This is a genomic window from Pseudonocardia sp. DxW (assembly GCF_058448985.1).
The window spans coordinates 207,204-229,173 of record NZ_JBZFLK010000009.1; the positions used below are offsets into that span (position 1 = coordinate 207,204).

Here is a 21,970-nt window from a genome sequence, read left to right on the forward strand (position 1 = left end):
GCCCGGTCCGCGCGCGCGGGGATTATCCTGGGTGCCGATGACGTACCTGGACCACGCGGCGACCACACCGATGCTGCCCGCAGCCGTCGCCGCCATGAGCGACGCGCTGGGCCGCACCGGCAACGCGTCGTCGCTGCACTCGTCGGGCCGCCGGGCCCGGCGCGAGGTCGAGGAGGGGCGGGAGCGGATCGCCGATGCGGTCGGCGCCCGGCCGTCCGAGGTCGTGTTCTGCGCCGGTGGGACCGAGAGCGACAACCTGGCCGTCAAGGGCCTGTTCTGGGCCCGCCGCACGGCCGACCCGCGCCGCACCCGGGTGCTGGTGTCCGCGGTCGAGCACCACGCGGTGATCGACGCGGCCGAGTGGCTGGTCGCGCACGAGGGCGCTCGGCTGCGGCTGCTCGAGGTCGATGCCACCGGCCGGGTCCGGCCGGAGACGCTGCGCGCGGCGCTCGCCGAGGACCCGGACGCGAACGCCCTGGTGTCGGTCATGTGGGCGAACAACGAGGTCGGCACGGTCAACCCGGTCAGCGAGCTGGCCGAGATCAGCCACGCGTTCGGCGTCCCGTTCCACACCGACGCCGTGCAGGCCGTCGGGATCCTCGACGTCGACTTCGCGGCGTCGGGCGCCGACGCGCTCACCCTGACCGGGCACAAGCTCGGCGGCCCGTACGGCGCCGGGGTGCTGCTGCTGGGTCGCGACGTCGAGTGCACCCCGCTGCTGCACGGCGGCGGCCAGGAGCGGGACGTGCGTTCCGGCACCCTCGACGTCCCGTCGCTGGCCGGGCTGGCGGCCGCGGTCACCGAGTCGGTCTCCACCGCCCCGTGGCGGCGCGCCGGGATCGCCGCGCTGCGCGACGAGCTGGTCGCCGCGGTGCTGGCCGAGGTCCCGGACGCGGTGCTCAACGGCGCCCCGCTCGGCGCCGACCGGCTGCCCGGCAACGCGCACCTGTCGTTCCCCGGCTGCGAGGGCGACAGCCTGCTGATGCTGCTCGACGCGCACGGCATCGACTGCTCGACCGGCTCCGCGTGCACCGCCGGCGTCGCGCAGCCCAGCCACGTGCTGCTGGCAATGGGCGCCGACGAGTGCACGGCCCGCGGCTCGCTGCGGTTCTCGCTCGGGCACACCAGCACCCGCGCCGACGTGATCGCGCTGGCCGGGGCGATCGGCTCGGTCATCGAGCGCGCCCGCCGCGCCGGGCGCACCCCCGCCACGGTGACGGGCTGATCCGGTGCGCGTCCTCGCCGCGATGAGCGGCGGCGTCGACTCCGCGGTCGCCGCCGCGCGGGCGGTGGCCGCCGGGCACGACGTCGTCGGTGTGCACCTGGCACTGTCCCGGACCCGCGACGCCATCCGCTCCGGATCCCGCGGGTGCTGCTCGAAGGAGGACTCGGCGGACGCCGCCCGCGCCGCCGACGTGCTCGGCATCCCGTACTACGTGTGGGACCTGTCCGAGGAGTTCACCCGGGACGTGGTGGACGACTTCGTCGCCGCCTACGCCGCCGGGGAGACCCCCAACCCCTGCCTGCGCTGCAACGAGAAGATCAAGTTCGCGGCGGTGCTGGACCGGGCGCTGGCGCTCGGCTTCGACGCGGTCTGCACCGGGCACTACGCGCGTCTCGACCCGGCGGTGCCGGAGCTGCGCCGCTCGGCCGATCCCGGCAAGGACCAGTCCTACGTGCTCGCCGTGCTGCGCGCCGGGCAGCTGCGGCACGCCATGTTCCCGGTGGGCGACACCCCGAAGCCGGAGATCCGGGCGGAGGCCCGGCGGCTCGGGCTGCGGGTGGCGGGCAAGCCGGACAGCCACGACATCTGCTTCATCCCGACCGGCGACACCCAGGGCTTCCTGCGCGACCGGCTGGGCAGCCGCCCCGGCACCGTCGTCGACGACGCGTCCGGCGAGGTGCTCGGTACCCACGACGGTGTGCACGGGTTCACCGTCGGGCAGCGCAAGGGCCTCGGCGTCGACCGGCCCGCCGCCGACGGGCGTCCGCGCTACGTGCTCGGGATCGAGCCGGTCGAGGGCACCGTGCGGGTCGGCCCGGACTCCGCGCTCGATGTGCGCTCGATCTCCGCGCACTCGCCGGTGTGGACCTCGGGGGTGGCCCCGGAGGCGCCCTTCGACTGCGTCGTGCAGGTGCGGGCGCACGGTGGGACGGCGGCCGCCGAGCTGACCCCGTCGGCCGGCGGGATGACGGTGGCGCTCGCCGAGCCGCTGCGCGGTGTCGCGCCGGGCCAGGCCGTCGCCTTCTACCGGCCCTCCGACGACGGCGACATCGTCCTCGGGTCCGCCACCATCGCCGGGACCGGCTGAGCCGGCCACCCCGCCCGGGATCGCACCCCGCCCGGGCGCTCGCTCCGCCACCCGGCCCGCCCGGTCGCCCTGCCCGCGCGGCCGCTCTGCCCGCGCGGCCGCTCTGCCCGCGCGGCCGCTCTGCCCGCGCGGCCGCTCTGCCCGCGCGGCCGCTCTGCCCGCGCGACCGCCCACCCGCGCGGCTGCTGCGTGGCCGCTCCGCCCGCCCGGCCGCGGTATGTCGCACCCCGGCGCCGTCGTCGCACCTGTTCCATCAGGTGCGGCGTCGCGCTGGGGGTGCGGCGACCCGTTCCCGGGGTGCGGTGTCGCGCTGGAGGTGCGGCGCCCACCTCCAGGGGCGCGCCGCACCCGGGGCGGTGACGCGGGGGTGGGGGTGGTCCTCGACTGCGTCCCGGGTCTGCTCGCACCCCGCCACTGTCTGCGCACCGGCTGGAGCGGGTGCGACGTCGCGCTGGGGGTGCGGCGACCCGTCCCCGGGGTGCGACGCCGCGCTGCGCCGATCCCCGGGGAAGCACGCGCCCACGAACGAGAGCACCGCTCTTGCGTTTCCCCACAGAAACGTGAACACTGCTCTCATGATGAACCAGCGCTCTCACTACAAGGCTCCCGGGCTCGTCACCCGCCGGCTGCTGAACCCCCTGGTCGCCGGTCTGACCCGGCTCGGCCTCCCGCTGGCCGGCTCGGCCGTGCTCGGCGTCCGCGGCCGCCGCTCCGGTGAGATCCGCACCGTCCCGGTCAATCCGCTGCCGTTCGACGGCCGCCGCTACCTCGTCTCCCCGCGCGGGGAGACGCAGTGGGTCCGCAACCTGCGGGTCGCGGGGGTGGCCGAGCTGAGGGTCGGGCGGCGGACCGAGCAGGTCCGGGCCGCCGAGCTGACCGGGCCGGCCGAGGCGGTCCCGGTGCTGCGGGAGTACCTGCGGCGCTGGGCGTGGGAGGTCGGGGCGTTCTTCGACGGCGTCGACGCCTCCTCGTCCGACGACGAGATGACCGCCGCGGCGGCCCGGCACCCGATCTTCGTGCTCTCCTGACCCTCGCCGCCGGACCGGTCGCCTGCCAGGCTGGCCCGATGGTCGACTCGAACTACCGCGCACCCGGGATCGTGCACCGGCGGCTGCTCAACCCGCTGCTCGGGGTGCTCGCGGGGCGTGGTGTCCTGCCCGGCGGGACCGTCCTGCTGGAGGTGCCGGGCCGGGTCAGCGGCCGGGTCCGCTCGGTGCCGCTGACCCCGTTCACCAGCGGGGACCGTCGCTACCTGATCTCGCCGCGGGGCGCGACCGACTGGGTGCGCAACCTCCGCGCCGCGGAGGGCCGCGCAGTGCTGCGGGCCGGCGCCGCGGAGCGGATCCGGGCGACCGAGCTCTCCGCGGACGACGCCGTGCCGGTGCTGCAGTCCTACCTGCGAGAGCTGGGCCGGATGGCGAAGGTCTTCTTCGACGATCTCACCCCGGACTCGTCCGCCGCCGAGATCGCCGCGGTCGCACACCGCTACCCGGTCTTCGTCCTCGCCGGCGACGGGTCGGCGCCGTAGCCGGCACCGCGGAGGGGGAGACTGGGCGGGTGAGTTCTGACGATCCGCTCGCCGCCGCGCTCGCCGCCGCCGGCCTGGGTGACGTGCGCCCCGGCGAGAGCCGCCCGCCCGAGCCCCGGATCGAGGTCGTCGACGCCGCGCCCGAGGAGCCCGCCGATCCGCGGGAGCTGTGGCCCACCGGCATCGCCACCGGGGTGGGGTCGCTGCCCGGGACCGACATCCGGGAGGCGGCGGCGCTCGTCGTCGGCGAGACGCCGGAGCTGCCCGCACTGCCGGAGCTGCCCGAGCGCGGCGTCGGCGCGGATATGATCGGCCGCACCGCCGGGCTGCTGGTGGACCTCGCGGTCGAGGTCGTCCCCACCGGCTGGCGGGTCACCGCGCGGCCGGGCCGCGACCTGCGCCGGGCCCGCGACCTGATGGCCGGCGACCTGGACGCGTTCGACGACGCCTGCGACCGCGCCCGCCCGGCCTGGGTCAAGGTCCAGGTTGCCGGGCCGTGGACGCTCGCCGCCGCGGTGGAGCTGGCGTCCGGGCACCGGGTGCTCACCGACCGCGGCGCCGTCCGCGAGTTCGCCGCCAGCCTCGCCGAGGGACTGCGCGGGCACGTCGCCGAGATCGCCGCGCGGACCGGGGCGTCGGTCGTCGTCCAGCTCGACGAGCCCGGCCTGCCCGCAGTGATCGCCGGCTCGCTGCCCACCGCGTCCGGCTACGGCACCGTCCGCGCGATCCGCGCCCCGGACGCGCAGGACGTGCTGCGCGACCTCATCTCCTCGGTGGACGCCCCGGTCGTCGTGCACTGCTGCGCCGACCGCCCGCCGATCCGGCTGCTCGCCGGGGCCGGCGCCGCCGCCGTCGGGATCGACGCGACCCGGCCCGCCTTCGCCGGCGCCTCCGCCGAGCCCGCCGCGCTGGACGCGATCGGCGAGACCTGGGACGCCGGGACGCCGCTGCTGCTCGGGCTGGTGCCGAGCACCGCGCCGCGCCGCGAGCCTGAGATCGGCGAGCTCGCCCGCGCCGGCTTCGAGCTCGCCGACCGGCTCGGGTTCGACCGGCACCGGCTGGCCCGGCTCGCCGTCCCGACCCCGGCCTGCGGGCTGGCCGGCGCCACCCCGGACTGGGCGCGCCGGGCACTGGAGCTCTCCCGCGACCTGGGCCGGGCCTTCGCCGACCCGGACGAGTAGCGGCTCACCGGCCGCCGCTCAGTTCAGCTTCCGGGTGCCCTCCGGCAGCCCGCCGCCGCGGTAGACGTCCTCGGCCAGCTCGGCCAGTGCGGTGAGCGCCACGTTCTGGCTCCACGGACCGTAGGAGACACGGGCGACGCCGAGCTCCTGCGCGGTCTTCAGCGGGATCGAGCCGGGGATGCCGATCAGGTTCACCTTCCGCTCGCCGAGGGCCTCGACCAGGCGTCCGACCTGGGTCTCGTCCAGCTTGCCGGGCACGAAGAAGTTGGACGCGCCGGCGTCGAGGTAGGCGCGGCCGCGCTCGATCGCGTCGTCCAGCACGGCAGCCGGGTCCTTGTCGCCCGCCTTGAGGAACGCGTCGGTGCGGGCGTTGAGCACGAAGTCGACGCCGGCCTTCTCGGCGGCGGCGACGGCCGCCTCGACCGCCTGCACCGCCTCGCGCAGCGGCTTGACCTGGTCCTCCAGGTTGGCGCCGACGATCCCGACGTCGATCGCGCGGGCGATCGTGCCGCCCGGGTCGCCGTAGCCCGCCTCCAGGTCGGCGGTCACCGGCAGGTCGCCCGCGGTCCGTGCGATCAGCCCGACGGCCGCGATCATGTCGTCGCGCGGGATGTTCTCGCCGTCGGCGTAGCCGTGCGCCGCGGCGATGCCGTGGCTGGCCGTGGCCAGTGCCGTCGTGCCGGGAGTCTCGGCGACGACCTTGGCGGTGATCGCGTCCCAGACGTTGACGACGAGCAGCAGATCCGGCGCGGCGTGCAGCTGCTGGAGCGCGGTGGCCTTGTCGGCGGTGGAGGTCATACGGCCACCGTAGGGCGGTCGCCGCCACACCGCCGGTCGGTCGCAGCCGGACACCTGCCGAGGGTGTACCCAGAACTGGGTATCTGCGGGCTCCCGGGGCGCGCTCGGGTGCCCGGAGTCGGCGATGCTGTGCCCGTGCTCCCCGACCCTGCCGCCGCCGCGCCGTCCGTCCCCGCGCCCGCAGTGGGTCTGGGCACCTCCGCGCTGGTGCTCGGTGTCCTCGGGACGCTGGCGGTCGCCGTCGCGGTGGCCCTGTCGATCGGCGCCCCGCCGGGCCTGGTGGGGCTCGCCCTCGCCTCGGGCGGGCTGGTGCTCGCGGCCGGCGGGCTGGTGCTGGGCACGGTGGCCGCGGTCCGCGGCGGGGTCCGCGGGAACCGGACGGCGATCTCGGCAGCGGGGCTGTCCGTCGTCGGCCTGTCCGGCGCGCTGATCTGGTTGGCCGCCTTCGTGATCACCATGCTGTCCGGGGCCCTGCCGGCCGCCCCGGGCGGCTCGGACGGTGCCGCGCCGCCGCCCTGCGCGCCGCCCTGACCGCCCTCCGGATGCGGTACCGGGTCCGGTCGCGGACGTCGCCGGGCCACCGGATTCCCGGCCGGGCCGCGCTCAGCGCGGGACGCCGAGCTGGTCGCGGATCGCGTCCATGTCGACCAGCGATCGGATCTCGGCGATCCGCCCGGCCTCGTACCGGTAGAAGGCGTGCTCGACGAACGAGATCGGCTCCCGGGCGGCGGGCAGGCCCCGGAACCCGGCCGGGGTGCAGTCGAAGCGGATCCGGCACGCGACCTGGTCGGCGTCGGTCACCAGCGTCTCGATCGCGTAGTGCAGGTCGGGGATCTCCGCGACGTCCCGGCGGAGCAGGTCCCCGAACGCGGCGACGGACAGCCGGCGTCCGTTGTGGACCACCGGATCGTGCACGAACCCGCCGAGGTCATCGAACCGTCGCTCGTTCAGGCAGGCGAGATAGGCCCGGTACTGGTCTCCTGGGCCGTCACCGGCGTCCATCGGAGCGCCGGCGCTACGAGATCGACGATCCGGCGGGCATGGCGTCGAGCCGCAGGTCCGGGAACTTGCGGGCGATGATGTCCATCCGCCACTTGTTGCTGAACAGGGCCAGGTACTCGCCGTCGGAGTCGCGGCGCAGCACCTCGCACTCGGACTGCGCGGACAGCAGCTCGACGGCGGCGGCCTCGGTGAGCCGGGCCACCTGGTAGGGCAGCCGGTCCAGCGAGACCGGCGCGTTGAACTCGGTCTCCAGCCGCCCGGTGACCACGTCGAACTGCAGCGGACCGACCGCGGCCAGCACCGGGGCCTGGTCGCCGCGCAGGTCCGAGCGCAGGATCTGGATGACGGCCTCGTTGCCGAGTTGCTCGATGCCCTTGCGGAACTGCTTGTACTTGCCGGCGTCCCGGGCGCGGATCACCGCGAAGTGCTCGGGCGCGAACGCCGGGATCGACGGGAAGTCGACCGGATCGGCGGCGTAGAGCGTGTCGCCGGGACGCAGTGCGGTCGCGTTGACCAGGCCGACGATGTCGCCCGGGTACGCCTCCTCGACGGTCCTGCGCTCGGCGCCGAACACCGACTGGGCGTACTTCGTCGCGAACGGCTTGCCGGTGGCGGCGTGCGTGAGCACCATCCCGCGCTCGAACCGGCCCGAGCAGATCCGCAGGAAGGCCATCCGGTCGCGGTGCGCCTTGTCCATCCCGGCCTGCACCTTGAACACCAGCCCGGACGTCGGCGCGTCCAGCGGGCGGTCCTGCCCCTCGACGTCGGGCCGCGCGGCCGGGGCCGGGGCGAGATCGACCAGCGAGTCGAGCAGCCGGGCGACGCCGATGTTGGACAGCGCCGAACCGAACAGCACCGGGGTGGCGCTGCCGGAGAGGAAGTCCTTCTCGTCCCAGGTCGCGCCGATCTCGTCGAGCAGGCCCAGCTCGTCCTGCGCGGTCTGCCAGTACTCCGGCTCCTGGGCGGCGATCGTGTCGGCGTCGACGACGGTCGCGGTCGCCTTCGTCGCACCGCCGGCGGCCCGGGTGAAAGCGGTGTACTCGCCGGTGGTCCGCTCGATCAGGCCCTTGAACTGGCCGGCGATCCCGAGCGGCCAGGTCAGCGGCATCGGGCGCAGGCCGATCGTCTGCTCGACCTCGTCGAGCAGCTCCAGCGCCTCCCGGCCTGGCCGGTCCCACTTGTTGACGAAGGTGACCACCGGGACGCCGCGGGACCGGCAGACGTCGAACAGCTTGAGGGTCTGCGGTTCGAGACCCTTGGCAGCGTCGAGCAGCATCACCGCGGCGTCGACGGCGGCGAGCACCCGGTAGGTGTCCTCGGAGAAGTCGCCGTGACCGGGGGTGTCGAGCAGGTTGATGACGCAGTCGCGGTAGGCGAACTGCAGCACCGCCGACGACACCGAGATGCCGCGGGCCCGCTCCATCTCCATCCAGTCGCTGGTGACGCCCTTGCGGCCGGACTTGCCGTGCACCGCGCCCGCCGAGTCGATGACCTCCGCGTGCAGCGCGAGGGCCTCGGTCAGGGTGGACTTGCCGGCGTCCGGATGGGAGATGACGGCGAACGTGCGCCGGCGCGCGGTCTCGTCGAGTACGTGCGCGTCCTGCGTGTCGGTCACGGATCCCAGAATAGGTGCGGCGGATCAGCCGGACGACGGTGCCCGGCTCAGGTCCACGACGCAGAACACGTTGCCGTCCGGGTCGGCGAGCACGACGAAGTCCGGATCGGCCGGGTAGCCGTCCCAGTCCGGCCGGGTGGCGCCCAGCCCGAGCAGCCGCGCGACCTCGCTGGCCTGCTCGGCGGTGGTGTCGACGAACAGGTCGAGATGCAGGCGCGGCCGGGGCTCCGGTGGCGAGACGCTGCGCATCAGGCCGAGCGTGCGGGCGCCGTCCGGTCCGGTCAGGGTGCGCCAGGCCGCGCTCGACCACTCGTCGGAGACGGTCAGGTGCAGGGCGGCCGACCAGAACGCGGCGGCGCGATCGAGATCGGTGACACCGACGACGGGGAAGCCGAGACGCAGCATGTCTGCCAGCATGACGCGAGGAACGGGAACGGCCCGGCCGCACCGAGGTGCGACCGGGCCGTCCGTCCCGAACTGACGCGCCGCTCCCACCACGAAGCGACATGACTTAACTTAGGTGAGCCTGACCTAACTGTCAACGGTGCGTTCGAGGATCTCCCGCATGTCGGGAAGATCGAAGTACTCGACCGTCGCCCAGGCGCTCGGGCTGCCGTGGTGCGGGTCCGCCCCGGCCGCCAGCAGGGCCGTCACCGACTGCGCCGAGCGGGCGAACAGTGCCGCCGCGATCGCCGTCTGGCCCCGGTCGTTGGTCCGGTCCGGGTCCGCGCCGCGGGCCAGCAGGTCCGCGACGATCGGCGGATGCCCGTGGTACGCGGCCAGGATCAGCAGCGTGTCGCCCTTCGGGTCGGTGATCTCCACCGGCACCCCGGCGTCGAGGTAGCCGGCCAGCTCCGCTGCCGCGCCCGCCCTGGCCAGGTCGAACAGCCGGTGCGCGAGCTCCACCGCGGCCGGGTCCGGGCCGCCGTCGGTGCCGTTCCTTCCGCCGTCCGTCATGGGGTCACCGTAGGTTCGCCCGGTCGGTCGCGCTCGCCCGCCGGTGACTGTCGGGGGTCGCCGCTAACCTGCCCGACGTGAGTTCTGAGAGCGACGGGCAGGCCCGCGACCGGCACGCGAAGCTGGCGGCCGAGGTGGCCGACCATCAGTTCCGCTACTACGTGCTGGACTCGCCCGTCGTGTCCGACGGCCAGTTCGACGAGCTCTGGCACGAGCTGCTCGCCCTGGAGGGGGCGCATCCGGAGCTGGCCACGCCGGACTCGCCGACCCAGCGGGTCGGCGGCAGCTTCTCCACCGAGTTCGTCGCGCACGACCATCTCGAGCGGATGCTCTCGCTGGACAACGCCTTCTCTCCGGAGGACCTGCGGACCTGGCAGGAGCGGGTCACCCGGGAGGTCGGCGAGAACCTGCATTACCTCTGCGAGCTCAAGATCGACGGGCTCGCGGTGAACCTGCTCTACGTGCGCGGCACGCTGACCCGCGCGCTCACCCGCGGGGACGGGCGCACCGGCGAGGACATCACCCTCAACATGCGCACCCTGGCCGAGGTCCCGGTCACGCTGACCGGCACCGACGAGTTCCCGGTGCCGGAGCTGGTCGAGGTGCGCGGCGAGGTGTACTTCCGGCTGGAGGACTTCGACCGGCTCAACGCCTCGCTGGTCGAGGCGGGCAAGGAACCGTTCGCGAACCCGCGCAACACCGCCGCCGGATCACTGCGGCAGAAGGACCCGCGGGTCACCGCGTCGCGCAACCTGCGGCTGATCTGCCACGGTCTCGGCCGCCGCGAGGGATTCACCCCGCGCACCCAGTCCGAGGCGTACGACGCACTGGTCGCCTGGGGGCTGCCGATCTCCCCGCGCACCAAGGTGCTCCGCGGGATCGAGGCGGTGATCGAGTTCGTCGAGTACTGGGGCGAGCACCGGCACGACGTCGAGCACGAGATCGACGGCGTCGTCGTCAAGGTCGACGAGGTCGCGCTGCAGCGCAGGCTCGGCGCCACCTCCCGCTTCCCGCGCTGGGCGATCGCCTACAAGTACCCGCCGGAGCAGGCGACCACCCGGCTGCTCGACATCCGGGTCAACGTCGGGCGCACCGGCCGGGTCACCCCGTTCGCCGTCATGGAACCGGTCAAGGTCGCCGGCTCCACGGTCGAGATGGCGACCCTGCACAACGCCGACGAGGTCCGCCGCAAGGGCGTGCTGATCGGCGACCGGGTGGTGATCCGCAAGGCGGGCGACGTGATCCCCGAGGTGCTCGGCCCGGTCACCGACCTCCGGGACGGCACCGAGCGCGAGTTCGTGATGCCGACCCACTGCCCGGAGTGCGGCACCGCGCTCGTGCAGCAGAAGGCCGGCGACGTCGACCGGCGCTGCCCGAACGCCCGCTCCTGCCCGGCGCAGCTGCGGGAGCGGCTGTTCCACGTCGCCGGGCGCGGCGCGTTCGACATCGAGGGGCTCGGCTACGAGGCGGCGGTGGCGCTGCTGACCTCCGGCGTGCTGACCGACGAGGGCGACGTCTTCTCGCTCACCGAGGACGACCTGCTGCGCACCGAGCTGTTCCGCAACCAGAAGGGCGAGCTCACGGTCAACGGCCGCAAGCTGCTCACGAACCTGGAGGCGGCCAAGGACCGGCCGCTGTGGCGGGTGCTGGTCGGGCTGTCGATCCGGCATGTCGGGCCGACCGCGGCCCAGGCGCTGGCCCGCGAGTTCGGCTCGATGGAGGCCCTCGAACGGGCCGCGGCGCAGGCGAAGGAGGGCACCGAGGCCGCCGGGGTCGCGATCGTCTCCGACGGGACGGCGGGGGAGGAGGACTCCGCTGCCGAGTCGGGGGGTGCCGAGTCCGGGGCCGCCGAGCCCGGAGTTGCCGAGCCCGGAGTTGCCGAGCCCGGAGTTGCCGAGCCCGGAGCCGCCGAGCCCGAGGCTGCGGATGCCGAGGCAGCGGTCGCCGAGGCCGCCGCTGCCGAGGCCGAGAAGCAGGAGCGCGCCGCCACGCGCGCCCGGGCGAAGGCGGTCGCCGAGGCACTCGCCCCGATCGCCGGTGTGGACGGCGTCGGCCCCACCATCGCCGCCGCGGTGCGCGACTGGTTCTCCGTCGACTGGCACCGCGATGTGGTGCAGAAGTGGCGGGCGGCCGGGGTCCGGATGGAGGACGAGATCGACGACTCGGTCCCGCGCTTCCTGGAGGGCCTGTCGATCGTGATCACCGGGTCGATGGAGCGCTGGTCCCGGGACGAGGCGAAGGAGTCGATCATGGCCCGTGGTGGCCGCGCCGCCGGGTCGGTGTCGAAGAAGACCGCGTTCGTGGTGGCCGGGGAGGCACCCGGCTCCAAGTACGAGAAGGCCGTCGAGCTCGGCGTCCCGGTCCTTGACGAGGCCGGGTTCGAGGTGCTGCTCGATCGCGGCCCGGACGCGGCCCGGGAGCACGCCTCGGCGGAGTGAGCCCGGCGGACCGGGCAGCACGGGCCGGCCCGACGCGCCCGAGGGTGGCCGCTCGATCACCGCGCGTGTCCGCCCGGCGCGGGGGTCCTGCCGGACGGCGACGTCACCCGGTGCGTGGCGCGTCCGGGCGCCGTCGTCCGCGGTCGACCACCTAGTCTCGGTCCGACGGTCCGATACGGACCGGTCGACGGATCGAAGCGGAGGAACACGGTGTTGCAGGCGGCGCTCAACGGGTCACGACCGGCGGATGCCCATCCGGCCCTCCCGGTGCTGCCGCGCCACCTGGCCCGCGACGCCCGCGCGGTCGCCCGGCTCGGCGTCACCTCGGTGCACGTCCACCCGCGCGACGACGACGGGCTGGAGACGATCGAGCCCGCCGTGGTCGGCGACGTCGTGGCGCTGATCCGCCAGGAGGCGCCCGGCATCGAGGTCGGCGTGCCGACCGGCCGCTGGATCCAGCCGGACCCGGCCGACCGGGTGGAGACCGTGCTGACCTGGGGCCGGCTCGGCTCCGGCAAGCCCGACGTGTGCGGCGTCAACGTGCACGAGCTGGGCTGGACCGACGTGTGCCGGGCCGCCTGGTCGGTCGGCATCGCCGTCGAGCTGGGCGTCTGGACCAGCGGCGACGCGGTGACCCTGCGCCAGAACGGCCTCCCGCCGGGCACCCGCCGGGTGATCGCGGAGTCCACCGTCGTCGATCCGGAGACCGCCGTCGCCGAGGGCATCCGGATCCTGCGCGCGCTCGGCCAGCCGCCCGTCCCCGTGCTGCTGCACGGCGAGGAGGAGGGCGCCTGGCCGGTGCTGGAGTACGCGACCCGGGTCAACATCGACACCCGGATCGGCTTCGAGGACGTCCTGGTCCGGCCGGACGGCTGGCTGGCCACCGGGAACGACGACCTGGTCCGCACCGCGCTGTCGATCCGGGTCTGAGCGCCGCCGGCACACACCCCGTGGCCCTGCCGCACACCCGTCGCAGCAGGTGTGCGGCAGGGCCACGGGGTGTGTGGCCTGGGCGTCAGACTTTGAGGACGGTGGCGACTATCCCGGCCAGGTGCGCCAGCCGGGCCAGCTCGGAGGGCCGGAACACCGGGCCGCCCGGCCGCCCCACCACCAGCGTCTTCGGCGGCACGCCCGATCCGAACGGCGCAGCCGCCAGCTCGGTGTCCATCGCCCGCCAGGGCTCCGGCACCCAGTGCCGCTCGTCGAGCGCGATCGCCCGGTCCAGCGGCAGCCACGGCAGGTCGCCGGTGCGGGTCTCGGGTGCGGCGGAGCTCTCCGCGATCCGGTAGGACCGGCCGTCCTCACTGACCGCGACCAGCGCCCAGCCGGCCCGGAACAGCCGGGGGACCTCCGCGGCGAGCAGGTCGAGCCCGTGCCCCGGGTCACCGGCGATCTCGTCCAGCAGCTCCAGCTCGCGGTGCGTGTCCAGCTGCCCGGTGTGCGGGCGCACCGACTCGACCACGACACCCGGCACCGACTCCGCCGCGGTGATCAGCACGTCCGGCGGGCGGTGCGCGGACAGCTCGACGGCGATGTCGTCGACCGCCTGCCCGTCGCTGCGCTCGACGACGTCCACGCTGAGGATGTCCGCTCCGGCCCCGCCGAGGGCGGAGGCGACGGCCCCGAGGTTTCCGGGCTTGTCCGGGAGGATGACCCGGAGCAGGAACGACACGAACGGATCCTCTCCCTCTGCTCGGACGCCCTGGTGGCATGCCGGTGCACCCGCACCGCGGCGGCGAGGCCGTGACCGTCCGCGACTGGGGGCGCGGAGGGTTCCGGGCGGGAACAGTGATCCTGCCACCCTGGCCCCCGCCCGGTCATCATCTCCCCGCCCCGCACCACCCGCGGGGCCGGTCACCGGGGGGCGGTCGGCCGCCGGACCGGCGGGAATAGACTTGGCCGCACACCGGCGCACGCGTCCGTCGCGGACGTGTCGGGTGGTGTTCCGGGCGGGCCGCCCCACCGCGGTCGCAACACCGTCGTCGCTGCGCCGGACGGGACCCGCGCATCCGGATCCGCCCCGGGCCCGCGAGCCAGAACCATCCCGAGGAGGGGCATGACCACCGATTCCCCCGCAGCAGGCGGGGCCATCACCCGGGACGAGGTCGCGCACCTCGCCCGGCTGGCCCGCCTGGCCGTCACTGAGCAGGAGCTGGACGTCTTCGCCGGCCAGCTCGACGTGATCATCGGCTCGGTGGCGCGGGTCGGGGAGGTCGCCGCCGACGACATCCCGCCGACCTCGCACGCCGTGCCGCTGGAGAACGTCTTCCGGCCCGACGAGGTCCGCCCCGGCCTCACCCAGGAGCAGGCGCTCGCCGGGGCGCCGGCCGCCGAGGACGGACGCTTCCGGGTGCCGCGGATCCTGGGGGAGGATGCATGAGCAGCGAGCTGATCCGGCTGACCGCGGCCGAGCTGGCCGGGAAGATCCACTCCCGGGAGGTGTCCGCGGTCGAGGCCGCGCAGGCGCACCTGGACCGGATCGCCGCCGTCGACGGCGGTGACACCGGGGTGCACGCCTTCCTGCACGTCGGGGCGGAGTCCGCACTGGCCGCCGCGCAGCGCACCGACGCCGCGCTCGCCGCCGGGGAGCCCGCCTCCCCGCTGGCCGGGGTGCCGCTGGCGCTCAAGGACGTCTTCACGACCTCCGACATGCCCACCACCTGCGGCTCGAAGATCCTCGAGGGCTGGCAGCCGCCGTACGACGCGACCGTCACCGAACGGCTGCGCGCCGCCGGGATCACCGTCCTCGGCAAGACGAACATGGACGAGTTCGCGATGGGCTCCTCCACCGAGCACTCGGCGTACGGGGTCACCCGCAACCCGTGGGACACCACCCGGGTGCCGGGCGGCTCCGGCGGCGGCTCCGCGGCGGCGCTCGCCGCGTACGAGGCGCCGCTGGCGATCGGCACCGACACCGGCGGCTCGATCCGCCAGCCGGCCGCCTTCACCGGCACCGTCGGGGTCAAGCCCACCTACGGCCAGGTGTCCCGCTACGGGCTGGTGGCCTGCGCGTCGTCGCTGGACCAGGGCGGGCCGTGCGCCCGCACCGTGCTCGACGCGGCGCTGCTGCACGAGGTCATCGGCGGGCACGACCCGCGCGACTCCACCTCGATCGACCGGCCGGTCCCGGCCGTCGTCGAGGCCGCGAAGCTGGGCGCCACCGGTGACCTGTCCGGGGTGCGCGTCGGCGTCGTCCGCGAGCTGGGCGGCGAGGGCTACCAGCCGGGCGTCCGCGCCGCCTACGACGCGTCGCTGCGCCGGCTGGAGAAGCTCGGCGCCGAGCTGGTCGAGGTGTCCTGCCCGCACTTCGAGTACGGCATGGCCGCCTACTACCTGATCCTGCCCAGCGAGGTGTCGTCGAACCTGGCCCGGTTCGACGCCATGCGCTACGGCCTGCGCGCCGCGGAAGGGAAGTCCGCGGAGGAGGTCATGGCCAACACCCGCGAGCAGGGCTTCGGACCCGAGGTGAAGCGCCGGATCATGCTCGGCACCTACGCGCTGTCGAGCGGCTACTACGACGCCTACTACGGCCAGGCGCAGAAGGTCCGCACGCTGATCAGCCGGGACTTCGACGCCGCGTACGCCCAGGCCGACGTGCTGGTCTCGCCGACCACACCGACCGTGCCGTTCCCGATCGGGGACAAGGTCGACGACCCGCTGGCCATGTACCTCAACGACCTGGCCACCATCCCGACCAACCTGGCCGGGGTGGCCGGGATGTCGGTGCCGGCGGGGCTCTCCGAGGGGCTGCCGACCGGGCTGCAGATCATGGCGCCCGCGCTCGGTGAGGCCGTGATGTACCGCGTCGGGGCGGCGTTCGAGGCCGCCCGCGACGCCGACGAGGGTGGCCCGCTGATCGCTCGGGTCCCGGAGGTTGCAGGGGTGACCGCATGACCGCGTCCATCGAGCTCGTGGACTTCGACGACGTCGTCGCCCGCTTCGATCCCGTGCTGGGCATCGAGGTGCACGTGGAGCTGTCGACGAACACCAAGATGTTCTGCGGCTGCCCGACCGAGTTCGGTGCCGAGCCGAACACCCAGGTCTGCCCGGTCTGCCTGGGCCTGCCCGGCGCGCTGCCGGTGGTCAACCGGACCGCGGTGGAGTCGGCGATCCGGATCGGCCTGGCGCTGAACTGCTCGATCGCCCCCTGGGGCCGGTTCGCCCGGAAGAACTACTTCTACCCGGACATGCCGAAGAACTTCCAGACCTCCCAGTACGACGAGCCGATCGCCGTCGACGGGTTCCTGGACCTCACCCTCGACGACGGCGAGGTCGTCCGGATCGGGATCGAGCGGGCGCACATGGAGGAGGACACCGGCAAATCGCTGCATGTGGGCGGCGCGGACGGCCGGATCCACGGCGCCGACCACTCGCTGCTCGACTACAACCGGGCCGGCGTCCCGCTGATCGAGATCGTCACGAAGATGATCCCGGACACCGGCGCCCGCGCGCCCGAGGTGGCCCGCGCCTACGTCACCGCGCTGCGCGACCTGATCTCCTCGCTCGGCGTCTCCGACGTCCGGATGGACCAGGGCTCGATGCGCGCCGACGTGAACCTGTCGCTGTCCCCGGCGGGCAGCGGCACGCTCGGCACCCGCACCGAGACCAAGAACGTCAACTCGCTGCGGTCGGTCGAGCGGGCGGTCCGGCACGAGATGGGCCGGCAGGCCGCCGTGCTCGACGCCGGGGCTGCGATCGTCCAGGAGACCCGGCACTTCGACGAGGCCACCGGGCACACCCGGGCCGGGCGGCGCAAGGAGACCTCGGAGGACTACCGGTACTTCCCGGAGCCCGATCTGGTCCCGATCGCGCCGAGCGCGGAGTGGATCGAGGAGCTGCGCGGCACCCTGCCCGAGCTGCCCTGGGAGCGGCGCCGCCGGATCCAGGACGAGTGGGGCATCTCCGACGAGGAGATCCGTGACCTGGTCAACGCGGGCGCGCTGGAGCTGGTCGAGGCCACCGTCGCGGCCGGGGCGCCGTCGCAGGAGGCCCGCTCGTGGTGGGTGTCCTACCTCGCCCAGCAGGCCAACACCCGCTCGGTCGAGCTCGCCGACCTCGCGATCACCCCGGAGCAGGTCGCCCGGGTGATCGAGCTGGTCGCGGCCGGGGAGCTGACCAACAAGCTCGCCCGCCAGGTCGTCGACGGCGTGCTCGACGGCGAGGGCGGCCCGGACGAGGTCGTCGCGGCCCGCGGGCTGAAGGTCGTCTCCGACGAGGGCGCGCTGATCGCCGCCGTCGACGCGGCCCTGGCCGAGCAGCCGGACGTCGCGGAGAAGATCCGCGGCGGCAAGGTGGCGGCGGCGGGTGCGATCGTCGGTGCGGTCATGAAGGCCACCAAGGGCCAGGCCGACGCCAAGCGCGTGCGCGAGCTGGTCGTCGAGCGCGTCGGCGCCTAGCCCGCACCCCGTCGCCCCGGTCCGCACCCGCCGCAGCAGGTGCGGACCGGGGCGGCCGGGTGCGAACCTCAGATCGCGGACTCGCCGCCCCCGGTGGGCGGCTGGATGCGCACCACCCGGTCGTCGGTGCGGCCCGGGGCGGGGCCGTCACGGTTGACGGTGCCGAGCCAGAGCAGGCCGTCGGGGGCGCGGGTCACCTCGCCGACCGCCCCATAGATCTCCTCCAGGACGGGCTTCGGGTCTCCGGTGAACGCGCCGTCGCGGCCCGGGGTGAGCAGGAACAGCGCCTCGGCGCCGGACTGGGCCACCACCAGCGTGCCGGGCAGCACGGTGCAGCCCGTGACACCGGGCCGCTCCGGCCATGTCCAGGCCGGAGCCCCGAGCGTTCCCCGGCCCACCCGGTAGAGGACGTCGCGGGCCGGGGCCCGGTCGGTCACCCAGGTGGTGTCCGCGGCCGGATCCACGCAGATCCCGCCCGGATCGGTGAGGCCGCGGGCCAGCACCGGTGACGCGGGATCGGGGTTCCCCGGAGCCGGCCGGCCGAGCGTGTCGATCCGCAGCACCGCGCCGGCCAGCGGGCCGTCGCCCGCTCCGGTGGCGACGACCAGATGGGCGTCGTCGGCCGCGAGCCCCCCGCCCGCCGTGTTCGGCAGCCCGGTCAGCACCGGCTTCGGCTCCTCGCCGGGCGCGATCCGCAGCACCTGCCCGCCATCGGGGGTCCCGGCCAGCACGTAGAGCAGCCGGTCCTCGGCGTAGCCGGGGGAGAGCACCAGGCCGTTGATCCCGGTGGCCGGATCGACCGGCACGGTCGCGATCTCCACCGGGTCCGCACCGCGGCGCACCTGCAGCACCCGCCCGGTCCGGCGCTCGGCGACCAGCGCCTGGTCGCCGGGGGGCAGCACGGCGATCGCACCGACCGGGCCCAGGCAGGCCGCGACCACCTGCGGATCCGGGTCTTCGCACGGCCCGGCCGGCGGCGGCGCCTGCTGCTGTTGCTGCGGGCCGGGCGCCGGCTCGGTCGGCGGCGGCTCGGTCGGCGCGATCTGCGGCGGACCGCCCAGCTCGCCCTCGCCCTCCGCCTGCGGCCGCCAGTCCCGGGCGCCCTCGTCCGGGAACGTCGCGCAACCGGTCACGAGCACGAGCAGCGCCGCGACGGTCAGCAGCAGGCGGACGTTCACGAGGGTCCACGGTAGGCGGGGCGAGGTGAGCGCCGGGTGAGTACGGTCCGGGGCATGAGCCCCGTGACCGTTCTGGTGCCCCAGGCCGAAGGAATCGAGATCCTGTCCGAGGTGGACGGCCTGCACCCGGTCCTCTACGACCCGCAGCAGCCGCTGCCCGCCCAGGCGGCCACCGCCACCGCCCTCGTGCCGCCCTTCCTCGCGACCTCGGATGCGATCGCGCTGACCGAGGGAATGCCGGAGCTGAAGATCGTCCAGCTCCTCACCGCGGGTGCCGAGGCCTGGATCGGGAGGCTGCCCGACGGCGTCGCGCTGTCCGACGGCCGTGGTGCGCACGGCGGCGCGACCGCCGAGTGGGTGGTGGCGGTGCTGCTGGCGGTCTACCGGCACCTCGACCGGTTCGTGCTCGCCCAGGAGCGTGGCGAGTGGGACTATCACCGCACCGAGGAGCTGGCCGGCAAGAGGATCCTGATCGTCGGCGCGGGTGACGTCGGCGCGAAGACCAGGGCCCGGCTCGAACCGTTCGAGGTCGAGATCACCATGGTCGGCCGCACCGCCCGGGACGGCGTGCACGGCTGGGACGAGCTGCCGCAGCTGCTGCCCGGGCACGACGCGACGGTGCTGATCGTCCCGCTCACCGACGAGACCCGCGGCATGGTCGACGCGGAGTTCCTGGCCGCGATGCCGGACGGCGCGCTGCTGGTCAACGGCGCCCGCGGCCCGGTGTGCGACACCGACGCACTGCTCGCCGAGCTGAACTCCGGCCGGCTGCGCGCGGCCGTCGACGTCACCGATCCGGAGCCGCTCCCGGAGGGGCACCCGCTGTTCTCCGCGCCGGGTCTGCTGCTCACCCCGCACGTCGGGGGCAGCGTCCCGCTGGCGATGCGCCGCGCGTACGGCGTCGCGGCCGAGCAGCTGGCCGCGTTCGCCGCCGGTGACGAGCCGCCGAACCTGGTCACCGGTGCCTATTAGTCGGGGGACGCGCCGGGGGAAACCCGCAGGTGGGCGGCCCACCCGCCGGTAGGGTCCGCGGTATGAGCGGGCCCACGCAGCAATACGACTGGGGCAGTGTCTCCGGTGACGAACCGCCGGAGCGGACACGGCCGGAACGGTTGCCGGTACCGGCGCACGTCTCGTCGGACATCGGGCTGTTGATCCTGCGCGTCGTGGTCGGCGGGAGCTTCGTCGCGCACGGCGTGCAGAAGGTGTTCGGCCTGCTCGGCGGGCTCGGCCCGGCCGGCACCGCCGAGGCGCTCGACGGGCTCGGGTTCACTGCGTTCGCGCTGCCGCTGGCCTGGGTGCTCGGCGTCGGGCAGCTCGTCCTCGGCGCGTTGCTGGTCCTGGGCCTGCTCACCCCGTTCGCGGCGGCCGGGCTGCTCGCCACCAAGATCGTCGCGATCGTGCTGTCGCTCGGGCCGGACGGCCCGGTGGTGCCGCTGTTCGCCGCGGACGGCCCGAACTCCCTGGAGCTGCACCTGTTGCTCGGCGGCGGTGTCGCCGCACTGCTGTTCACCGGTGCCGGCCGGATCGCGCTCGACGCGGGCCGCACCTACCAGCGCCGCCCGCTGCCCTGGTCGGTGCTCGCGCTCGTCATCGGGGTGGGGGTCGCCCTGCTGGCCCTGTTCGTGCTGCGTCGATGACGGCACCACCCGACGACGTCTGGCTCGGCCCGCTCGCGACGCGGCTGCGGCACGAGGTGCGGGTCGTCGGCCGGGAACCGCTGGCCGGCGGCTACGCCTCGGCGGCGGTCGAGCGGATCGACCTCGACGACGGCTCGTCGGTGGTGCTGAAGGCGGCCGGTGCCGAGGAGGTCGCGGCGCTGCGCGCGGTCGCCGTCGTCAACGGCCCGATGCGGGTGCCCCGGCTGCTGGTCACCGGCGACGGGTGGATCGTGCTCGCGCACGAGACCGGCGGTCCGCTGCCCCCCGGCACCCCGGTCCCCGACGACGCCTGGCGCACCCTGGCGCTGGTGCACGCGCACTGGCGGCGGAACCGGCCGCGCGGCATCCCGGTCGTCGATCCGACCTGGTGGGGGCGGCTGTGCGCACTCGCCTCGATGGGCCTGCAGGCGGCCGCCGTCCGGGACCCGGACGGCCGGCAGGCCCATCTCGACGCCGACGCCGTCGTCCGGACCTGGGCGACCGACGACCGGATCGGCACCGCGCTCGCCGCGCTGCCCCGCACGCTTTGCCACGGCGACGCGCACCGCGGGAACGTGCACACCGGACCGTCCGGGAGCGTGCTGTTGGACTGGGGGAACGCCCGCGTCGCACCCGGGTCGCTGGACGCCGTGGTGCTCGCCGCGCCGCCGCCCGACGGGCCCGCGGACGCCCCGGCCGAGCCGGTCCCGCAGCTGTACCGCGACACCATGCACGCCGCGCTCGGCGCGCCCGACCCGCCCGCGATGGTCGCCGTCGAGTCGGCCTGGGCGCGGATCGCGGCGCACCTGCAGTACCTGCCGTTCGCGGCCGACCACCAGGGCCCGGAGCGGGTCAGCTCGATGGTCCGGGCCGCGTCCGCGGCGCTCGCCGAGCTCGACGACGCACTGGGTGGGCGACGGCTCCGGTGAACGACCGGATCAGCGACCCACGTTGCGCTGCAGGTGCGCCGGGTAGCGCTCACCGGCCACCGCGTCGGCCGGCGCCGCGCGCTCGATCTCGGCGAGCTCGTCGGCGGTGAGCTCCAGCTCCGCGGCGGCGACGTTCTCCTCCAGGTAGCGGCGCCGCTTCGTCCCCGGGATCGGGACGACGTGCTCACCGCGGGCCTGCACCCAGGCCAGCGCGAGCTGCCCGGCGGTCACCCCGCGGCGCTCCGCGACGGCCCGCAGGGCGTCCACGATCGCCAGGTTGGCGGCCAGGTTCTCCTCGGAGAAGCGGGGCATGCCACGCCGCATGTCACCCTCGCCGAGCTGCCCGGGCGAGGTGATCGCCCCGGTGAGGAACCCGCGCCCGAGCGGGGAGAACGGCACGATCCCGACGCCGAGCTCCGCGCACACCGGCGCGACGGCGTCCTCGATGCCGCGGGTCCACAGCGACCACTCGGACTGCACCGCGGCCGGTGGGTGCACGGCGTGCGCACGACGGACCGTGTCCGCGCCGCACTCGGACAGCCCGTAGTGCCGGATCTTGCCCGCCTCGATCAGCTCGACGAGCGCGCCGACGGTGTCCTCCACCGGGACGTCCGGGTCGATCCGGTGCTGGTAGTACAGGTCGACGTGGTCGACCCCGAGCCGGCGCAGCGACTCGTCGATGCAGCGGTGCACGTAGGCCGGGTCGCCCTGCGCGGCCTGGTTGCCGGCGGCGTCGCGGACGATCCCGAACTTCGTCGCCAGCACCACCTCGTCCCGCCGACCGGCGATCGCCCGGCCGACGAGCTCCTCGTTGCCGCCGCCGCCGTACACGTTCGCGGTGTCCAGCAGGGTGACGCCGAGCTCGAGCGCGCGGTGGATCGTCGCGATCGACTCGGTGTCGTCGCCCGCGCCGTAGCCCTGGCTCATGCCCATGCAGCCCAGGCCCTGTGCGGAGACCGTCAGCGACCCGAGCGTGCGGGTCCCGATGCCCATGCC

Annotated in this window: 22 protein-coding genes; 14 read left to right on the forward strand and 8 right to left on the reverse strand. The window is 74.9% G+C overall.

Annotation, left to right across the window (positions count from 1 at the left end):
• The first annotated feature begins 37 nt into the window (after positions 1-37).
• The 5 genes from ACVJO7_RS16415 to ACVJO7_RS16435 all read left to right on the forward strand — a co-directional run bounded on the left by ACVJO7_RS16415 (position 38) and on the right by ACVJO7_RS16435 (position 5,021).
• Positions 38-1,225: a cysteine desulfurase family protein gene (locus ACVJO7_RS16415; RefSeq protein WP_344018025.1), complete on the forward strand. Its 1,188-nt coding sequence runs from the start codon at positions 38-40 to the stop codon at positions 1,223-1,225.
• A gap of 4 nt (positions 1,226-1,229) precedes the next feature.
• A complete protein-coding gene (gene mnmA, locus ACVJO7_RS16420) occupies positions 1,230-2,312 on the forward strand; it encodes a tRNA 2-thiouridine(34) synthase MnmA (protein ID WP_491673576.1) in 1,083 nt (360 codons plus the stop codon).
• A gap of 575 nt (positions 2,313-2,887) precedes the next feature.
• Positions 2,888-3,340 (forward strand): nitroreductase/quinone reductase family protein, encoded by a 453-nt coding sequence (locus tag ACVJO7_RS16425; protein WP_491673577.1) that lies wholly within the window; start codon positions 2,888-2,890, stop codon positions 3,338-3,340.
• Positions 3,341-3,378: 38 nt separating this feature from the next.
• The gene (locus tag ACVJO7_RS16430; protein ID WP_491673578.1) at positions 3,379-3,840 is read left to right on the forward strand and encodes a nitroreductase/quinone reductase family protein; all 462 of its coding nucleotides are present in this window, start codon (positions 3,379-3,381) and stop codon (positions 3,838-3,840) included.
• A gap of 119 nt (positions 3,841-3,959) precedes the next feature.
• The gene (locus ACVJO7_RS16435; RefSeq protein WP_491673630.1) at positions 3,960-5,021 is read left to right on the forward strand and encodes a uroporphyrinogen decarboxylase/cobalamine-independent methonine synthase family protein; all 1,062 of its coding nucleotides are present in this window, start codon (positions 3,960-3,962) and stop codon (positions 5,019-5,021) included.
• Positions 5,022-5,039: 18 nt separating this feature from the next.
• Here ACVJO7_RS16435 and ACVJO7_RS16440 read toward each other — a convergent pair whose 3' ends face one another.
• Complete coding sequence (locus ACVJO7_RS16440) at positions 5,040-5,819, reverse strand: isocitrate lyase/PEP mutase family protein (RefSeq protein WP_491673579.1); 780 nt, start codon at positions 5,817-5,819, stop codon at positions 5,040-5,042.
• 135 nt (positions 5,820-5,954) lie between these two features.
• Between ACVJO7_RS16440 and ACVJO7_RS16445 the strand changes: the two genes are divergently transcribed.
• Complete coding sequence (locus ACVJO7_RS16445) at positions 5,955-6,350, forward strand: hypothetical protein (protein WP_491673580.1); 396 nt, start codon at positions 5,955-5,957, stop codon at positions 6,348-6,350.
• A gap of 72 nt (positions 6,351-6,422) precedes the next feature.
• Here the strand turns inward: ACVJO7_RS16445 and ACVJO7_RS16450 are convergent, their stop codons facing one another.
• From ACVJO7_RS16450 to ACVJO7_RS16465, 4 genes are all read right to left on the reverse strand, one after another.
• Positions 6,423-6,821 carry an ester cyclase gene (locus ACVJO7_RS16450; RefSeq protein ID WP_491673581.1) on the reverse strand — a complete coding sequence of 133 codons (399 nt, stop codon included), beginning with the start codon at positions 6,819-6,821 and terminating at the stop codon, positions 6,423-6,425.
• A gap of 13 nt (positions 6,822-6,834) precedes the next feature.
• Complete coding sequence (locus tag ACVJO7_RS16455) at positions 6,835-8,436, reverse strand: peptide chain release factor 3 (protein WP_491673582.1); 1,602 nt, start codon at positions 8,434-8,436, stop codon at positions 6,835-6,837.
• 24 nt (positions 8,437-8,460) lie between these two features.
• Positions 8,461-8,841 carry a VOC family protein gene (locus ACVJO7_RS16460; RefSeq protein ID WP_491673583.1) on the reverse strand — a complete coding sequence of 127 codons (381 nt, stop codon included), beginning with the start codon at positions 8,839-8,841 and terminating at the stop codon, positions 8,461-8,463.
• A gap of 126 nt (positions 8,842-8,967) precedes the next feature.
• Positions 8,968-9,393, reverse strand: coding sequence for an ankyrin repeat domain-containing protein (locus ACVJO7_RS16465; protein WP_491673584.1), 426 nt, complete (start codon positions 9,391-9,393; stop codon positions 8,968-8,970).
• A 77-nt stretch (positions 9,394-9,470) separates the two neighbouring features.
• On the opposite strand from ACVJO7_RS16465, the gene ligA reads away from it, so the two are divergent.
• Both ligA and ACVJO7_RS16475 read left to right on the forward strand, forming a co-directional pair.
• Positions 9,471-11,831 carry an NAD-dependent DNA ligase LigA gene (ligA, locus tag ACVJO7_RS16470; protein ID WP_491673585.1) on the forward strand — a complete coding sequence of 787 codons (2,361 nt, stop codon included), beginning with the start codon at positions 9,471-9,473 and terminating at the stop codon, positions 11,829-11,831.
• Positions 11,832-12,041: 210 nt separating this feature from the next.
• Positions 12,042-12,761, forward strand: a complete 720-nt coding sequence (locus tag ACVJO7_RS16475; protein WP_085910994.1) for a 3-keto-5-aminohexanoate cleavage protein — start codon at positions 12,042-12,044, stop codon at positions 12,759-12,761.
• A gap of 85 nt (positions 12,762-12,846) precedes the next feature.
• On the opposite strand, the gene ACVJO7_RS16480 is transcribed toward ACVJO7_RS16475, so the two are convergent.
• Positions 12,847-13,503: an ACT domain-containing protein gene (locus ACVJO7_RS16480; protein WP_344027343.1), complete on the reverse strand. Its 657-nt coding sequence runs from the start codon at positions 13,501-13,503 to the stop codon at positions 12,847-12,849.
• Between the two features lie 384 nt (positions 13,504-13,887).
• On the opposite strand from ACVJO7_RS16480, the gene gatC reads away from it, so the two are divergent.
• From gatC to gatB, 3 genes are read left to right on the forward strand one after another with little or no spacing between them, the layout of a single operon-like run.
• Entirely contained in the window at positions 13,888-14,211 is a 324-nt protein-coding gene (gene gatC / locus ACVJO7_RS16485) for an Asp-tRNA(Asn)/Glu-tRNA(Gln) amidotransferase subunit GatC (RefSeq protein WP_491673586.1), read from the forward strand.
• On the forward strand, positions 14,208-15,725 hold the full coding sequence (gatA, locus tag ACVJO7_RS16490; RefSeq protein ID WP_491673587.1) for an Asp-tRNA(Asn)/Glu-tRNA(Gln) amidotransferase subunit GatA: 1,518 nt from the start codon (positions 14,208-14,210) through the stop codon (positions 15,723-15,725). The genes gatC and gatA overlap by 4 nt, the downstream gene beginning before the upstream one ends.
• A complete protein-coding gene (gene gatB, locus ACVJO7_RS16495; RefSeq protein WP_491673588.1) occupies positions 15,722-17,227 on the forward strand; it encodes an Asp-tRNA(Asn)/Glu-tRNA(Gln) amidotransferase subunit GatB in 1,506 nt (501 codons plus the stop codon). The genes gatA and gatB overlap by 4 nt, the downstream gene beginning before the upstream one ends.
• Positions 17,228-17,295: 68 nt before the next feature.
• On the opposite strand, the gene ACVJO7_RS16500 is transcribed toward gatB, so the two are convergent.
• Positions 17,296-18,405, reverse strand: a complete 1,110-nt coding sequence (locus ACVJO7_RS16500; RefSeq protein WP_491673589.1) for a PQQ-dependent sugar dehydrogenase — start codon at positions 18,403-18,405, stop codon at positions 17,296-17,298.
• A 54-nt stretch (positions 18,406-18,459) separates the two neighbouring features.
• Here ACVJO7_RS16500 and ACVJO7_RS16505 point away from each other — a divergent pair, with 54 nt between their 5' ends.
• From ACVJO7_RS16505 to ACVJO7_RS16515, 3 genes are all read left to right on the forward strand, one after another.
• Positions 18,460-19,377, forward strand: a complete 918-nt coding sequence (locus ACVJO7_RS16505) for a 2-hydroxyacid dehydrogenase (RefSeq protein ID WP_491673590.1) — start codon at positions 18,460-18,462, stop codon at positions 19,375-19,377.
• 62 nt (positions 19,378-19,439) lie between these two features.
• Positions 19,440-20,045: a DoxX family protein gene (locus tag ACVJO7_RS16510; protein ID WP_491673591.1), complete on the forward strand. Its 606-nt coding sequence runs from the start codon at positions 19,440-19,442 to the stop codon at positions 20,043-20,045.
• A complete protein-coding gene (locus ACVJO7_RS16515; RefSeq protein ID WP_491673592.1) occupies positions 20,042-20,974 on the forward strand; it encodes a phosphotransferase in 933 nt (310 codons plus the stop codon). Before ACVJO7_RS16510 ends, ACVJO7_RS16515 begins: the two co-directional genes overlap by 4 nt.
• A gap of 9 nt (positions 20,975-20,983) precedes the next feature.
• Here ACVJO7_RS16515 and ACVJO7_RS16520 read toward each other — a convergent pair whose 3' ends face one another.
• Positions 20,984-21,967 carry an aldo/keto reductase gene (locus tag ACVJO7_RS16520; protein ID WP_491673593.1) on the reverse strand — a complete coding sequence of 328 codons (984 nt, stop codon included), beginning with the start codon at positions 21,965-21,967 and terminating at the stop codon, positions 20,984-20,986.
• Positions 21,968-21,970: the final 3 nt, after the last annotated feature.

Excerpts from the sequence above, each read along its gene's own strand:
- ACVJO7_RS16515 (WP_491673592.1), top strand. The coding sequence starts at position 20,042 with ATGACGGCACCACCCGACGACGTCTGGCTCGGCCCGCTCGCGACGCGG.
- ACVJO7_RS16440 (WP_491673579.1), bottom strand. The coding sequence starts at position 5,819 with ATGACCTCCACCGCCGACAAGGCCACCGCGCTCCAGCAGCTGCACGCC.
- ACVJO7_RS16415 (WP_344018025.1), top strand. The coding sequence starts at position 38 with ATGACGTACCTGGACCACGCGGCGACCACACCGATGCTGCCCGCAGCC.
- gatC (WP_491673586.1), top strand. The coding sequence starts at position 13,888 with ATGACCACCGATTCCCCCGCAGCAGGCGGGGCCATCACCCGGGACGAG.
- gatA (WP_491673587.1), top strand. The coding sequence starts at position 14,208 with ATGAGCAGCGAGCTGATCCGGCTGACCGCGGCCGAGCTGGCCGGGAAG.
- ACVJO7_RS16510 (WP_491673591.1), top strand. The coding sequence starts at position 19,440 with ATGAGCGGGCCCACGCAGCAATACGACTGGGGCAGTGTCTCCGGTGAC.
- ACVJO7_RS16450 (WP_491673581.1), bottom strand. The coding sequence starts at position 6,821 with ATGGACGCCGGTGACGGCCCAGGAGACCAGTACCGGGCCTATCTCGCC.
- ACVJO7_RS16425 (WP_491673577.1), top strand. The coding sequence starts at position 2,888 with ATGATGAACCAGCGCTCTCACTACAAGGCTCCCGGGCTCGTCACCCGC.
- gatB (WP_491673588.1), top strand. The coding sequence starts at position 15,722 with ATGACCGCGTCCATCGAGCTCGTGGACTTCGACGACGTCGTCGCCCGC.
- ACVJO7_RS16505 (WP_491673590.1), top strand. The coding sequence starts at position 18,460 with ATGAGCCCCGTGACCGTTCTGGTGCCCCAGGCCGAAGGAATCGAGATC.
- ACVJO7_RS16520 (WP_491673593.1), bottom strand. The coding sequence starts at position 21,967 with ATGGGCATCGGGACCCGCACGCTCGGGTCGCTGACGGTCTCCGCACAG.
- ACVJO7_RS16460 (WP_491673583.1), bottom strand. The coding sequence starts at position 8,841 with ATGCTGCGTCTCGGCTTCCCCGTCGTCGGTGTCACCGATCTCGATCGC.
- ACVJO7_RS16430 (WP_491673578.1), top strand. The coding sequence starts at position 3,379 with ATGGTCGACTCGAACTACCGCGCACCCGGGATCGTGCACCGGCGGCTG.
- ACVJO7_RS16465 (WP_491673584.1), bottom strand. The coding sequence starts at position 9,393 with ATGACGGACGGCGGAAGGAACGGCACCGACGGCGGCCCGGACCCGGCC.